Source organism: Thiomonas sp. (assembly GCF_034007205.1).
Taxonomy (GTDB): Bacteria; Pseudomonadota; Gammaproteobacteria; order Burkholderiales; family Burkholderiaceae_C; genus Thiomonas.
Window position 1 is genome coordinate 1 of sequence record NZ_JAVERI010000002.1, and the last position, 13,518, is coordinate 13,518.

General features: G+C 65.9%; 11 protein-coding genes and 2 pseudogenes. 6 read left to right on the forward strand and 7 right to left on the reverse strand.

Annotation, left to right across the window (positions count from 1 at the left end; all coding sequences use genetic code 11):
- Nucleotides 1–275, reverse strand: a pseudogene (locus RBR52_RS01610) (hypothetical protein); the annotation flags it as partial.
- Between the two features lie 467 nt (nucleotides 276–742).
- Here RBR52_RS01610 and RBR52_RS01615 point away from each other — a divergent pair.
- The 6 genes and pseudogenes from RBR52_RS01615 (at nucleotide 743) to RBR52_RS01640 (ending at nucleotide 6,189) form a co-directional block, all read left to right on the forward strand.
- On the forward strand, nucleotides 743–1,849 hold the full coding sequence (locus RBR52_RS01615; protein ID WP_320375439.1) for a histidine kinase: 1,107 nt from the start codon (nucleotides 743–745) through the stop codon (nucleotides 1,847–1,849).
- On the forward strand, nucleotides 1,842–2,477 hold the full coding sequence (locus RBR52_RS01620) for a response regulator transcription factor (protein WP_320375440.1): 636 nt from the start codon (nucleotides 1,842–1,844) through the stop codon (nucleotides 2,475–2,477). Before RBR52_RS01615 ends, RBR52_RS01620 begins: the two co-directional genes overlap by 8 nt.
- 45 nt (nucleotides 2,478–2,522) lie before the next feature.
- On the forward strand, nucleotides 2,523–3,599 hold the full coding sequence (locus RBR52_RS01625) for a KpsF/GutQ family sugar-phosphate isomerase (protein ID WP_320375441.1): 1,077 nt from the start codon (nucleotides 2,523–2,525) through the stop codon (nucleotides 3,597–3,599).
- Nucleotides 3,600–3,612: 13 nt separating this feature from the next.
- A pseudogene (locus RBR52_RS01630) lies at nucleotides 3,613–4,152 on the forward strand (KdsC family phosphatase); the annotation flags it as partial.
- A 574-nt stretch (nucleotides 4,153–4,726) separates the two neighbouring features.
- Nucleotides 4,727–5,341 (forward strand): LPS export ABC transporter periplasmic protein LptC, encoded by a 615-nt coding sequence (gene lptC, locus RBR52_RS01635; RefSeq protein ID WP_320375442.1) that lies wholly within the window; start codon nucleotides 4,727–4,729, stop codon nucleotides 5,339–5,341.
- Nucleotides 5,338–6,189, forward strand: a complete 852-nt coding sequence (locus RBR52_RS01640; protein ID WP_320375443.1) for an SDR family oxidoreductase — start codon at nucleotides 5,338–5,340, stop codon at nucleotides 6,187–6,189. Before lptC ends, RBR52_RS01640 begins: the two co-directional genes overlap by 4 nt.
- 10 nt (nucleotides 6,190–6,199) lie before the next feature.
- Here RBR52_RS01640 and gabT read toward each other — a convergent pair whose 3' ends face one another.
- The 6 genes from gabT to RBR52_RS01670 all read right to left on the reverse strand — a co-directional run bounded on the left by gabT (nucleotide 6,200) and on the right by RBR52_RS01670 (nucleotide 13,406).
- Entirely contained in the window at nucleotides 6,200–7,489 is a 1,290-nt protein-coding gene (gabT, locus tag RBR52_RS01645) for a 4-aminobutyrate--2-oxoglutarate transaminase (RefSeq protein WP_320375444.1), read from the reverse strand.
- Between the two features lie 101 nt (nucleotides 7,490–7,590).
- Nucleotides 7,591–9,105 carry an aldehyde dehydrogenase gene (locus tag RBR52_RS01650; protein WP_320375445.1) on the reverse strand — a complete coding sequence of 505 codons (1,515 nt, stop codon included), beginning with the start codon at nucleotides 9,103–9,105 and terminating at the stop codon, nucleotides 7,591–7,593.
- Nucleotides 9,106–9,224: 119 nt separating this feature from the next.
- Nucleotides 9,225–10,115 (reverse strand): ABC transporter permease, encoded by an 891-nt coding sequence (locus RBR52_RS01655; protein ID WP_320375446.1) that lies wholly within the window; start codon nucleotides 10,113–10,115, stop codon nucleotides 9,225–9,227.
- Nucleotides 10,112–11,032 (reverse strand): ABC transporter permease subunit, encoded by a 921-nt coding sequence (locus RBR52_RS01660; protein WP_320375447.1) that lies wholly within the window; start codon nucleotides 11,030–11,032, stop codon nucleotides 10,112–10,114. Before RBR52_RS01660 ends, RBR52_RS01655 begins: the two co-directional genes overlap by 4 nt.
- 12 nt (nucleotides 11,033–11,044) lie before the next feature.
- The gene (locus RBR52_RS01665) at nucleotides 11,045–12,175 is read right to left on the reverse strand and encodes an ABC transporter ATP-binding protein (RefSeq protein ID WP_320375448.1); all 1,131 of its coding nucleotides are present in this window, start codon (nucleotides 12,173–12,175) and stop codon (nucleotides 11,045–11,047) included.
- A gap of 97 nt (nucleotides 12,176–12,272) precedes the next feature.
- Complete coding sequence (locus RBR52_RS01670) at nucleotides 12,273–13,406, reverse strand: extracellular solute-binding protein (protein ID WP_320375449.1); 1,134 nt, start codon at nucleotides 13,404–13,406, stop codon at nucleotides 12,273–12,275.
- Between the last annotated feature and the right edge of the window lie 112 nt (nucleotides 13,407–13,518).

Genomic DNA, 13,518 nt, shown 5'->3' on the forward strand with positions numbered 1-13,518 from the left:
GCCGGAGCAGGTGCCGGAGCAGGTGCCGGAGCAGGTGCCGGGGTGGGAGTGATCACAGGCGCTGGTTCCGGTGCCGGCGCAGGCGCGGGTGCCGGTTGGGCGCCCGTGGTGCTGCCTCCGATGATGGCGGGCTGCGTGTCGGCGATCGCCGCCGTGCCGGTTCCGGCAGTCGACGTATTGGCGGCGACAGGATCTGTCGTGCCGCCACCGCAGCCCGCAAGGGTCACCAAAGCCGCTGCGGCAAAGGTTCCCGCCTTCAAAAAGAATGAATTCATGACAACTCCCTCACTTTGACTTGCGCTGGTGCGTCCATGACCGCCGCACAGCCCAGCCATATCAAGAATGAGGCCGTTTCGACCCATGACCCCCGAAACCGCCCCGCAATACATCGAAAAAACACTTTCTGTTACATGAGGCGCGCAATCCGCTCGACCGGTTTGCGCCCTGGAACTCATCCCCCCTTTACAGAGTCTGGGCCAGCGACTTGGCAGAAGCCAAAATATGCCTGTTGCGATGCATGAATTGTCGAATTTTTCCTATGCCGAATCGATCGTCACCCCCTGACTTGCGTGTCGGATTTTTCTGATTTTTATGTCAGAATTTTCCTGTTTCCTCCGTGTACTGCTGAAATTCACGTTGAATTGACTGATCCTTCCGCAGATTTTTCAAACTGGATGCGGTGATTCCGCTCTTCTTTTGAACCTTTGCACTTCAAGCAGGCCTTATGCCTCCACACGGCCCGATGCGTGAAACGACCGATCGCCTGACCGCGCTGATCGATCAGCTTCCGGGATTTGTGTTTCGCTTGCAGCATGACGGCGGGCAACTGCGGTTCGACTTTGCCAGCGCCAGTTGCCTGACGGTCTGTGGCATAGCGCCCGCCACGTTGCAGGACTGCGCGCAGCATCTCCTGGAGCAGATCGACCCGCTGGATCTCGCGCCGTTTCATGCCGCGTTGCAGGCCAGCGTCGCTTGCGGCTTCTGGAACTGGGAAGGGCGCCTGCACACGCCGCATGGGCTCAAGTGGGTGAATATCCGGGCCCATACGCGCAGTCTCGATGCGCTCGCGGCCGAGTCCACCGGCATCATGCTCAACGTCACGCAGAGTCATCTGCGCGAATCGCAATTGCTCAACCTCTCCATCGATCTGCGCGAGATCGCCTCGCATCTGGAGTCGGTGCGCGAGGCGGAGCGGGCGCGCATGGCGCGCGACCTGCATGACGATCTGGGCCAGGTGCTCACCGCCCTGCAGATGGACGTGGCACTGCTGCGCAAGCAGTTCGGCGCTGCCCAGGCGCCGGAGCTGTTTGACAACGTCGACCGGCTCATTCGGGCCGCGGCTGAGGCCGGTCGGCGCGTCGCCTCCGAATTGCGGCCCAGCGTGCTCGACCTGGGGCTGAAGGCCGCGCTGCGCTGGATGGCCGAGCAATACGCCAAACGCTACGGTATTCGGGTGTCGACCGAGCTGGGTTACAAAAGCGCGGTCAGCGAGCTGATCGCCACCGAGCTGTTTCGCATCGCGCAGGAGGGGCTGACGAATGTGGTGCGCCATGCGCGGGCGCGCCGGGCCTGGGTGCGCTGCATCGAGGTGCAGGCACATCGAATCTGCATTTCTGTGGAGGACGACGGCATCGGCTACACGCCGCAAGAGCCGCCCGCCAGTCGCCCGTCGCTGGGCCTGCGCGGCATGCGAGAACGCGCCGCGGTCTTCGGCGGCAGCTTTGAGCTCGACCAGTCGCCGCGGGGCGGCGTGCGCGTGCAGGTGTGCATGCCGCTTGGCCCCCCGCAGTTGGCCGATGGCGCCGATGCGGCCCGGCCTCACCGATCCGCAGGAGACGACCTTGGATGAGCTGCGCGTGCTCATCATCGACGACCATGCGCTGCTGGGCGAGAGCCTGGCACGCTTTCTCGGCTCCAGCGGCATGCAGGCGATCTGGCGCGGCGATCTCGGCCAAGCCATGCAATCCATCCGCGATCAGTCCTGGAGCGTGGTGCTGCTCGACGTGTCGATGCCGCAGGGCAGCGGGCTCGATCTGCTCAAACGCATCAAGCACATGCATCCCGAGCTGCCGGTACTCATGCTGAGCATGCATCCCGAGCAGCAGTTCGCGCTGCGCGCCCTGCGCGGCGGCGCAGCGGGCTATCTCACCAAGGGCTGCAGCCCCGATGTGCTGGTCGAGGCCATTCACAAGGTCGTCCAGGGCGGCCGCTACCTCACGCCCGGCGTGGCCGAACATCTGGCCAACTACATGAACGAGGGCGAGGCGGCCGAAATACCGCATGCCCGTCTTACCGACCGGGAAATGCAGGTGTTCATGCGGCTGGTCGAAGGCAAATCGGTCAATCAGGTGGCCGAAGAACTGCACATCAGTTGCAAGACGGTGAGCACGCACAAGACGCGGCTGATGCACAAGCTCGCCCTCGACAACGACGCCGACCTGGTGCGCTACGCCATGCATCAGGGCATCGTGAGCTGAACCGGCAATCGGACAGAACGCGCTGCGGTTTTTATACTGCCGTGGATGCACACCCCCTTCTCGCCTGAGCGCGCGGTGCAACTCGCGCGTGACACCTTGGACATCGAAGCCCGCGCTCTGCTGACCCTGCGCGAGCGCCTGGCCGCTCCGCCGTTGTCTCAAGGAAACGCCGGGCCGCCCCAAGTTTCCTTGACCCCCTCGGGGGGCGGGTCGGCCAGCCGACCCTGGGGGCTCTCTACCGCGTTGGCGCAGGCAGTGCAGTGCATCCTGCAGAGCTCCGGGCGCGTGGTGGTTTCGGGCATGGGCAAGTCGGGGCATGTGGGCCGCAAGATCGCCGCCACCCTCGCCTCCACCGGCACCCCGGCCTACTTCGTGCACCCGGCCGAAGCCAGCCACGGCGACCTGGGCATGGTGACGCGCGACGATGTGTTCCTGGCCCTGTCCAACTCGGGCGAGACCGAGGAGCTCACCCGCATCGTGCCGCAGGTCAAGCGCCTGGGGGCCACGCTCATCGGCATGACCGGCCGCACCGACTCCACCCTGGCGCGGCATGCCGACATCCTGCTCGATTGCGCCGTCGAACAGGAAGCCTGCCCGCTCAACCTCGCGCCCACCGCCAGCACCACGGCGCAACTGGCGCTGGGCGACGCGCTGGCGGTGGCGCTGCTCGACGCGCGCGGCTTCGGCCCCGAAGACTTCGCCCGCACCCACCCCGGCGGCAGCCTGGGGCGCAAACTGCTCACCCATGTACGCGATGTGATGCGCAGCGGCCAGGCCGTGCCCAGCGTGCCAGAAGGCGCACCCTTCACCGCCGCGCTGATGGAAATCACCCGCAAGGGCCTGGGCATGACCGCCGTGGTCGATGCGCAGGGCGTGCTGACGGGCATCATCACCGACGGCGATCTGCGCCGCCTCATCGAAAAGGGCGCCAACCTCAACACCCTGCAGGCGCAGCAGGCCATGCACCCGCAGCCGCGCACCATCGGCCCCGACGCGCTCGCCGTCGAAGCGGTGCAATTGATGGAGCAATATCGCATCAACCAATTGCTCGTCGCCGATGCGCAGGGAAAACCCGTCGGTGCGCTGAACATGCACGACCTGTTCGCCGCCAAGGTGATTTGAGCCCTACACCGCCATGGACGCCACCCCCCGCCTCGCCTTCGATCCCGAGCTGATCCTCGCCGCCCTCGACGTGCGGCTGCTGCTGCTCGATGTGGACGGAGTGCTCACCCCCGGCGATCTGCTCTACGGCGCTCAGGGAGAAGAACTCAAGCGCTTTTCCACCCTCGACGGCCACGGCCTGAAGCTGCTGATGAGCGCGGGCATCGAGCCCGTGGTGATTTCCGGGCGCGACAGCCCCGCGCTGCGCGCGCGCATCGCCGAGCTCGGCCTGCAGCACAGCGTGTTGGGCAGCGGCGCCAAGCTGCCCGCGGCGCAAAGCCTGCTCGACCAGCTCCAGTTGAGCTGGGAACAGGTGGCCATCATCGGCGACGACTGGCCCGACCTCGCCCTGATCGCCCGCGCGGGTTTCAGCGCCGCACCGCCGCAAAGCCACCCCGAGGTGCTCGCCCGCGTGTGCCACGTCACCCGCGCCCCGGCCGGTCTGGGCGCGGTGCGCGAGGTCTGCGATCTGCTGCTGATGGCGCGCGGCGCCTACGCCGCCCTGCTGCAGGATGCGCTCGACGGCAAGCCGCACACCTCGCCGCCGGGCCGTCCCAAGGCGGGCTTTTCCCCCTCCCAACCTCCCCCACGCAGTGGGGGAGGAGTGGCTACTCCCTCCCCACTTGTGGGGAGGGCCGGGGTGGGGATGGCCCCCTCGGGGCTGAGTGCCGCGGCTCCAGTCTGGCCTGCGCCAGACTGGACGGCACGAAGGGGCGTCGCCTCGGGCGATGCCGCGCCCTGCAAGGGCAGCGCAGGCGAAGCCGAAGCGTGGGGGCCCACTCACACCCCGCCGCTGGGCCGCCCCAAGGCGGGCCTCTCCCCCTCCCAACCTCCCCCAGCAAGTGGGGGAGGAGAAGTCAGCGCTACGCAGAACATAGGATGCCCCTCCCAACCTCCCCCAGCAAGTGGGGGAGGAGAAGTCAGCGCTGCGCAAGACTCAGGATGCCCCTCCCAACCTCCCCCACGCCGTGGGGGAGGAGCGATCACTCGCGGTGATGCGCGCTCCATTTCCGACCCCATCAGCGGCACGCTGGCCGAGCCCGGCGCCGTGCAACCGAGCACACGGTGAAGCCTCCATGGGCATGAGAATGAATCTGCGCCAGTTCTGGCTGCGTCTGAGCGCCTGGGCGCCGATCCTGCTGCTGGCGCTCGCCGCCGCGTTCAGTTGGTGGGTGGCCCAGGTGGTGATGCACGCCGAGCAAGGCCCTCGACTCGGCGCGGCGCATTCCGATCAGCCCGACTACCTGCTGCGCGGGTTTTCGGCGGCAAGCTACAACGCCCACGGGCAGCTCGGCGCCGTGTTGCGCGGCACGCAGATGATGCACCTGCCTGCCTCCGACACCTTCGACATCACCGCACCGCAACTGCGTGCGATCAACCCGCAAGGCATCATCACCACGGCCAGCGCGCTGCGCGCCCTGTCCAACAAGGACGCCAGCAATGTGCAGTTGTTTGGCCAGGCGGTGGTGGAGCGCAGCGGCGTGCCCGGGCAAGCCCCGGTGATCCTGCGCGGCGAGTTCCTCAACCTCTTTCCCCGGCAACAGCTCGTGCAGTCCAACCGGCCCACGGCGGTGCAGCAAGGGCAGACCGTTTTTTCCGGCAATGCCGTGGACTTCAACGGCGTGACCGGCATCTACTCGCTGCAAGGGCGGGTGCAAGCCGTCATCGCGCCGCGCCAGACCGCGCCAGCGCCCAAGCCATGAACACCGCAACGCCCGCCCCCATCGTGCTGCTCACGGGCGCATCCAGCGGCATCGGCGCCGCGCTCGCTGCCGCCTATGCGGCGCGCGGCTGGCGGCTGGCGCTGGTCGCCCGCCGCGCCGAGTTGCTCGAACAGGTCGCGCGCGGCGCCGGGCTCGACCCCTTGGATGCCGGCCGCGTGCGCCTGATCGCGCTCGACGTGCGCGACACCGACCGCCTGCGCCTCGAAGCCGACACACTGATGCGCGAATGGGGCTGCCCGCAGGTGGTCATCGCCAACGCCGGCATCAGCCACGGCGTCGATCTGTCGCAGGCCGACGACCTCGACGTGGCCATCGACATCATGGACATCAACTGGGCGGCGGCGCTGGCCACCCTCTCCCCCTTCATCGCGCCGATGCGCGAACGCCGCAGCGGCACGCTCGTGGGCATCGCCAGCGTGGCCGGGGTGCGCGGTCTGCCCTGCCACGCCGCGTATTGCGCCAGCAAGGCCGCGCTCATCCGCTCGCTCGAAAGCCTGCGCGTGGAACTGCGCCCCAGCGGGGTGAAGGTCGTCACCCTCAGCCCCGGTTATGTCCAAACGCCCATGACCGCGGGCAACCGCTTTCGCATGCCCTTTCTCATCTCTGCGGCCGAATTCGCGCGCCGTGCCCTGCCCGCCATCGACGCGGGCCGCGCCTATGTCACCATTCCGTGGCAGATGGGATGGCTGAGCCAGTTTCTGCAGTTCGTGCCACGCGCCGTGTTCGACCGCTACGCCGGACGCTACGGCCGCAAGGCGCGCAAGGACGATACTCAACCCTGCCGCGCCATGACCCGGCGCAACCGCATGCGCCGCGACGGCAAATAAGCCGCCCAAGTCAGCCCTTGGCCGCCAGCAGCGCGGCGTCGAGGATGTCGAGGGCTTCGGCGAACACCGCGTCTGAAGTCGTCAGCGGGAACAGGAAGCGCACCACGTTGTAGTCAACCCCGCAGGTGAGCAGAATGAGCTTGCGCGCCATCGCCTCGGCCTGCACCCGCTTGGTGAAGGCGGCGTCTGGCAGGCCGGTGGCAGGGTCGTTGAACTGCACCGCCACCATCGCCCCCAGACCGCGCACGTCGGCGATCTGCGGCACGTCGCTGCGGCGCGCGTTCAGCCGGGCCTTGAGCTGATCGCCCAGCTTCTGCCCGCGCGCGGGCAATTGCTCCTCGCGCATGATATCGATCACGGCATGCGCGGCGGCGATGGCCAGCGGGTTGCCGGCGTAGGTGCCGCCCAGGCCGCCGGGGGCGGGCGCGTCCATGATCTCGGCGCGGCCCGTCACGGCCGACAGCGGCATGCCCGAGGCCAGCGATTTGGCGATGGTCATCAGATCAGGGAGCACGCCGGTCTGCTCGAAATAGTGCTCCATCGCGAACAGCTTGCCGGTGCGGCCGAAGCCGGTCTGCACCTCGTCGGCGATGAGCACGATGCCGTGCTCATCGCACAGTTCGCGCAGCCACTTCACCGCCTCGGCCTGTATGACGTTGAAGCCGCCCTCGCCCTGGATGGGCTCGAAAATGATGGCGGCCACGCGCGAGGACTCGATGTCGGCCTTGAAAATATGTTCCACCGCCTTCTTCACCTCGTCCAGCGGCACGCCTTCGGCCGGGAAGGGCGCGTGGTAAATCTCCGGCGGGAAGGGGCCGAAACCGGCCTTGTACGGCTGCACCTTGCCGGTCAGCGACACGGCAAACAGGCTGCGGCCATGAAACGCACCGCTGAAGGCGATCACCCCGCCGCGCCCGGTGTGGGCGCGGGCGATCTTGACGGCATTCTCCACGGCCTCCGCACCGGTGGAGAACAGCGCGGTTTTCTTGGCATGGCTGCCGGGCGTGAGGGCGCCCAGCTTTTCGGCCAGGCTGACATAGCTCTCATACGGCACGACCTGATAGCAGGTGTGGGTGAAACGCTCCAATTGCTGCGAGATCGCCGCGACGACCTTGGGATGACGATGGCCGACGTTGAGCACGGCGATGCCGCCGGCGAAGTCGATGTAGCGCTGGCCCTCGACGTCCCAGAGCTCGGCGCCCTCGGCGCGGTCGGCATAGAAGCCGGCCATGACGCCGACGCCGCGCGGGGTGGCAGCGGCGCGGCGGGCCTGCAGTTGTTCGTTCAGTGAGTGGTTCATGATGCGTCTCCAAAAGATTCCCCCTCCCGGCCTCCCCCACCTTGTGGAGGAGGTGAGATCGCTCCCTCCCCACCTGTGGGGAGGGCCGGGGTGGGGAGGGTTCAATTCGCGCTGTCGATACGAATCCAGGTGGTCTTGAGTTCGGTGTACTTGTCGAAGGCGTGCAGCGATTTGTCGCGCCCATTGCCCGACTGCTTCACACCGCCGAAGGGCACGGTGATGTCGTCCTCGTCGTACTGGTTGACGTGCACGGTGCCCGACTGCAAGGCGCGCGACACGCGCACCGCGCGGTCGAGGTTGCGCGTCCACACCCCCGCGTGCAGACCGTAGGCGCTGTCGTTGGCCAGGGCGATGGCTTCGTCCTCCGTGTCGAAGCGGATGACCGACAGCACCGGGCCGAAAATCTCTTCGCGGGCGATTTTCATGCTGTTCTTCACGCCGTCGAACACCGTGGGCGCCACATATTGCCCGCCCGTTTCCTGCAGCGCGCGGCAGCCGCCGGTCACGCACTTGGCGCCTTCATCGATGCCGGCCTGGATGTAGCCGAGCACGGTCTGCGTCTGGGTTTCGTCCACCAGCGCGCCCAGCACGGTCGAGGCGTCCAGCGGGTCGGCCGGGTGGTACTGCGGGGTGAGCGCGGCGAGCTTGTCCACGAACGCATCGGCGATGCTGTCCTGCACCAGCAGGCGCGAGGGCGCGTTGCAGCTCTCGCCCTGGTTGTAGAACATGCTGCCGATGGACGTGGCCGCAGCACGGTCGAGATCGTCGAAGTCGGCGAACACGATATTGGCCGACTTGCCGCCGAGTTCGTTGTAGACGCGCTTCAAGTTGCTGCGGCTGGCGTATTCGAGCATGCGACGCCCGGTGCGGGTGGAGCCGGTGAAGCCGATGGCGTCCACGTCCATGTGCAACGCCAGCGCTTCTCCGGCCTCATGGCCGAAGCCGGGCACGACGTTGAACACGCCTTCGGGCAGACCCGCCTCCAGCGCCAGTTCGGCCAGGCGCAGCGCGGTGAGCGGCGATTTTTCGGAGGGCTTGAGCACCACGCTGTTGCCCGCGGCCAGCGCCGGCCCCAGCTTCCACGAGGCCATGAGCATGGGGTAATTCCAGGGCACGATGGCGCCGACCACGCCCACAGGCTCGCGGCGGATGAGCGCCAGCGCGTCGGCGCCGGTGGGGGCGATTTCGTCGTAGATCTTGTCCACCGCCTCGCCGTACCACTGGATGCACCGTGCTGCGGCCGGCACATCGGTGGACAGGCTGTTCTTGATCGGCTTGCCCATGTCGAGGGTTTCGAGCAGCGCGAGTTCGTCGCGCGCGGCGCGCATCGATTCGGCGAAGGCCACCAGCACTTTCTTGCGCGCAGCGGGCGGCTGCCCGGCCCAGCGGCGGTCGGCAAAGGCGGCGCGGGCCGAGGCCACGGCGCGGTCGATGTCGGCCTGCTTGCCGCGGGCGACGCGGGCGATCACCTTGCCGTCGACGGGCGAGATGCAGTCGAACAGGCTGCCGTCGGTCGCGGCCCAGCGGCGGCCGTCGATCACCATGCGGCCGTCGATGCCGCGCGAGAGCAGGTCGTCGGCGCGCTGGTGCCAGATGCGGTTGAAGTTCTCGGTCATGCGAATCTCCTGAGTGATGTGTCTAATTCTTCTGCGCCATGATGGCGTAGTGCTTACGCACCCGGGTGTGGTTTTCCCAGATGCCTGATGAGCGCCCCCAGGGCTGGCCTACGCCCAGTTCACCTCCCCTCGGCGGTCATGAGCCTGGCGCCAAACCCCTTGGCCTGCTCAGGTTCTGCATCCATACGCAGGGCCTGCGCGGCCTGCCTGGCGCGCTGACGCTCGCGCCGCGCCATCAGCAGGCTGCTCACCGCCACCGCAATGATGACCAGATAAACCGTGATGGCGCCGACCACATTGATCGTGGGACTCAGCCCCAGGCGGGCGCGCGAGAAAATCACCACGGGCAGCGTGGTTGCACCCGGCCCGGAGAGGAAGGCGGAAATCACCACTTCGTCGAGCGACAGCGAGAAGGCCAGCAGCCAGGCGGAAACCAGCGCCTGTGAGATGGACGGCAGGGTGACCAGCATGAACACCTGGAAGGGACGGGCGCCCAGATCCATTGCGGCCTCTTCGATCGACCGATCCATTTCCTTGAGCCGCGACTGGATGACCACGGCGGCATAAGAGATCGCCATCACCGTATGCCCGATATAGATGGTGAAAAACCCCTTCTGCGGAAACCCCAGCGCCTTCTGCACCGTGACGAAAAACAGCAGCAGCGCCAGCGCGATGACCACCGTGGGCATGACCAGCGGGATGTTGATCATGAAATTGAGCAGGCTCTTGCCGGCGAAGCGCCGGTAGCGCACCAGCGCGAACGCCGCCAGGGTACCCAGCAGCACCGAGGTCGTGGCGGTGGCCAGCGCCACCTTGAGCGACAGGATCAGGCCGCTGATGACTTCATGGTCGTGCACCACCGCGCCATACCACTTGAGCGTCCACCCGCCCCAGATGGTGACCATGCGCGAATCGTTGAACGAGTACACCACCAGCACCACGATGGGCAGGTAGAGAAACACATAGACCACGAGCATCCAGGTCAGCGGCAGCACGGCGGTCTTTTTCATCGCGTGCCCTCCAGAGCCTTGGTCTGATACCTGTTGAACACCGCGATCGGCAGCAGGATGAGCACGATCATCACGATGGCCACCGCCGAGGCGCGCTGCCAGTCGAGGTTGAGGAAGAACTCGTTCCACATCACCCGGCCGATGTTGAGCGTGGACGGGCCGGCGAGCAGTTCGGGAATGACGTATTCGCCCACCGCGGGAATGAACACCAGCAGGCTGCCGGCGATGATGCCCGACCTGGACAGCGGCACGGTGACGAGCCAGAAGGTCTTGAACGGCGTGGAGCCCAGATCGGCTGCGGCCTCGACCAGCCGGTGATCCATTTTGACCAGCGTGGCGTACAGCGGCAGGATCATGAAGGGAATGTAGCCATACACCATGCCCACCATGAAGGAGAACTCGGTGAACATCATGCGCAGCGGGGTATGGATGATGCCGACCCACATCAGGAACTGATTGACCAGGCCGTTGACGTCGAGCAGGTTCTTCCAGGCGTAGATGCGGATCAGGAACGAGGTCCAGAACGGCAGCATCACCAGCATCAGCAGGGCGGGGCGCAGCGTGGCCCTGGCGCGGGCGATGAAGTAGGAAAACGGATAGCCGATCACCAGGCACAGCACCGTGGTCAGCAGCGCGTACCACAGCGAAGAAAGATAGGTGAGGATGTAGAGGCTGTCGCGCACCAGCGCCAGGTAGGGCGTGAAGCGGATGTGCACCTGCAGCGCATCATGCGCATAGCTGACGATCGGATCGAAGCCGATGCCCAGCGCGTCGGTTTCCGACACGCTGATCTTGAGCAGAATGAAAAAAGGCGCCAGCAGAAAGGCCAGCAGCCAGATCTGTGGAATGCCGATGACGACCTTGCGGCCCCAGTGGGTCGGTCGGCGGCGTTCGCCTGTCGGACGAAGTGGCTTCATGGCGCAGCAACCTCAGCGGTTCAGGACGACGACATCGCTGCCGTCCCACCAGGCATGGACCTTCTGGCCGCGCAGCAGCCGCGATTCCTCGTGGCGCGCGGCATTCTCGCGGGTCACCTTGATCACCATGCCGTCGTCCAGCAGCACGTGGAACAGCGTGTACTTGCCGAAATAGGCGATCCCTTCGATGCTGCCTCGGACGCAGTTGTAGCCGTGTTCGGCCGGCGATTCGCGCTGCTCGACCGTCGGTTCGCGCTCCTGCAGGCAGATCTTCTCGGGCCGGATCGCCACGTGCACCGGCATGCCCTCGGTGCCGGTGATGCCGTGGCTGACGTAGTGCCGGCATTGCGGCGATGCGATCACCACGTGGTCGGGTTCGTCGACTTCGACCCGGCCGGCGAACAGGTTGACGTCGCCGATGAAGTCGGCGACGAACAGGCAGTTGGGTGTTTCGTAGACTTCCACGGGCGTTCCCAATTGCAGGAAGCGGCCGTCGCGCATGACCGCGATGCGGTCGGCCATGGTCATCGCTTCCTCCTGGTCGTGGGTGACGATCACACAGGTGACGCCGACCTGGCGCAGGATGTTGACCAGTTCGATCTGGGTGCGCTCGCGCAGCTTCTTGTCGAGTGCGGCCAGCGGTTCGTCGAGCAGCAGCAGGCGCGGGCGCCTGGCCAGACTGCGCGCAAGTGCCACGCGCTGCTGCTGCCCGCCCGAGAGCTGGTGCGGCTTGCGTTTGGCGTAGGGCTTGAGCTGCGCCAGTTCGAGCATTTCGGCCACGCGCTGCGCGATCTGGTCCCTGGGCATGTGGTCGCGGCGCAGCCCGAAGGCGATGTTGTCGTAGACCGTCAGATGCGGGAACAGCGCATACGACTGGAACATCATGTTGATCGGCCGCTCATAGGGCGGCAGGTCGGTGATGTCGTCGCCTTCGAGAAAAATGCGGCCGGCTGTCGGCGTCTCGAAACCGCCCAGCATGCGCAGCAGGGTGGATTTGCCGCAGCCGCTCGATCCGAGCAGGGCGAAAATTTCTCCCTTTTGAATGTCGAGATTGATGTCATTGACTGCGACCACCTCGTCGAAACGGCGGGTGATGCCGTCGATGCGCAGAAAAGGGTTTTCGCTCGGGGAAGTGGGCGTCACAGCGCGGGCTCCATCGTCGCTCTGGCGAGTTGGGTGAGTGGCGGGGTGAGGCAGCGCTCTCGTCGAACCGTGACGGGAGCGCCGCAGGACGTTGCGATTACAGACCGGTCTTGAACTTGGTGTACAGGCGCGTCACCAGACGACGCTGCTCGGGGGTATAGACCTTGGGCGGAATCAGCTTGGCCACCATGTCGGGCTTGAGGAACACGAAGTCGTTGTCCTTGATGCTGCCATCGACATACGGCAGCGACGACGGCACCGGGTTGGCGTAGGTGACTTCGTTGGTGTCGGCCGCAGCCACCTTGGGCTCGAGCACATAGTTCATCCACTTGTAGGCGTTGTCGACGTTCTTCGCATCCTTGGGGATGGCCATGGTGTCGATGAACACGACGGCGCCATGCGTGGGCGGAAACACCTCGATGTCCTGCTTGTTCTTGGCGGCCTTGGCGCGTGCGGCGGCAATGCCCATATCGCCCGACCAGCCCAGCGACATGCAGATCGAGCCGCCGGCCAGGTCGTTGATATAGCCCGAGGACGAGAAAATGCTCACGTCCTTGCGGATCTTGCCCAGCATGGCGTAGGCCTTCTCGAAGTCGGCCGCGTTCTGGGTATCCTGCGCAATGCCGAGGTAGTTGAATGCGGCCTCCATGATGTCGCCGCCCGAGTCGAGCATGGAAATGCCGCAGGACTTGATCTTGTCGGCATAGGTGGGGTTGAAGATCAAGTCCCAGGGGTTGGCCGGCATGGGGGTGTCGCCCAGCGCCTTTTTCACCTGGGTGACGTTGATGCCCACCGTGGTGTAGCCCCACATCCAGGGAATGAGGTATTTGTTGCCCGGGTCGACCGCGGCGAGCTGCTTCATCAGCCCCGGATCGAGGTTCTTGTAGTTGGGGATCTTGGCCTTGTCGAGCGGGTGCAGCAGCCCGCCCTTGATGTCGATGGCCGCCCAGTTCGACGACGGCACGACGATGTCATAGCCCGTGTCGCCGGCCACCATCTTGGCGAACAGGGTTTCGTTGGAGTCGAAGGTGTCGTAGCGCACCTTGATGCCGGTGGCCTTCTCGAAACCGGGCACGGTGGTCGGGGCGATGTAGTCGGACCAGTTGTAGATGTTGAGCACGCCCGCGGCTTGCGCTGGGGCAGCAGCGCCGAAGGTCAGCGCCGCGGCGCCAGCCAGGCAGGCCGCCAGCAGCTTGCGGCGGACTGACTTCGTATGCAGTTTGTGTGACATGAAGTACCTCTCAAGTGTGTATGAAGCCCAATCGAAAACAACAGATGAAGCGGGGTAAGTCTTTGCAATTTCCATACCCGTATGTGCCGCAACAGACCGGAACGGAAGGGGC

Excerpts from the sequence above, each read along its gene's own strand:
- RBR52_RS01615 (WP_320375439.1), top strand. The coding sequence starts at position 743 with ATGCGTGAAACGACCGATCGCCTGACCGCGCTGATCGATCAGCTTCCG.
- RBR52_RS01625 (WP_320375441.1), top strand. The coding sequence starts at position 2,523 with ATGCACACCCCCTTCTCGCCTGAGCGCGCGGTGCAACTCGCGCGTGAC.
- lptC (WP_320375442.1), top strand. The coding sequence starts at position 4,727 with ATGAATCTGCGCCAGTTCTGGCTGCGTCTGAGCGCCTGGGCGCCGATC.
- RBR52_RS01640 (WP_320375443.1), top strand. The coding sequence starts at position 5,338 with ATGAACACCGCAACGCCCGCCCCCATCGTGCTGCTCACGGGCGCATCC.
- gabT (WP_320375444.1), bottom strand. The coding sequence starts at position 7,489 with ATGAACCACTCACTGAACGAACAACTGCAGGCCCGCCGCGCCGCTGCC.
- RBR52_RS01650 (WP_320375445.1), bottom strand. The coding sequence starts at position 9,105 with ATGACCGAGAACTTCAACCGCATCTGGCACCAGCGCGCCGACGACCTG.
- RBR52_RS01655 (WP_320375446.1), bottom strand. The coding sequence starts at position 10,115 with ATGAAAAAGACCGCCGTGCTGCCGCTGACCTGGATGCTCGTGGTCTAT.
- RBR52_RS01660 (WP_320375447.1), bottom strand. The coding sequence starts at position 11,032 with ATGAAGCCACTTCGTCCGACAGGCGAACGCCGCCGACCGACCCACTGG.
- RBR52_RS01670 (WP_320375449.1), bottom strand. The coding sequence starts at position 13,406 with ATGTCACACAAACTGCATACGAAGTCAGTCCGCCGCAAGCTGCTGGCG.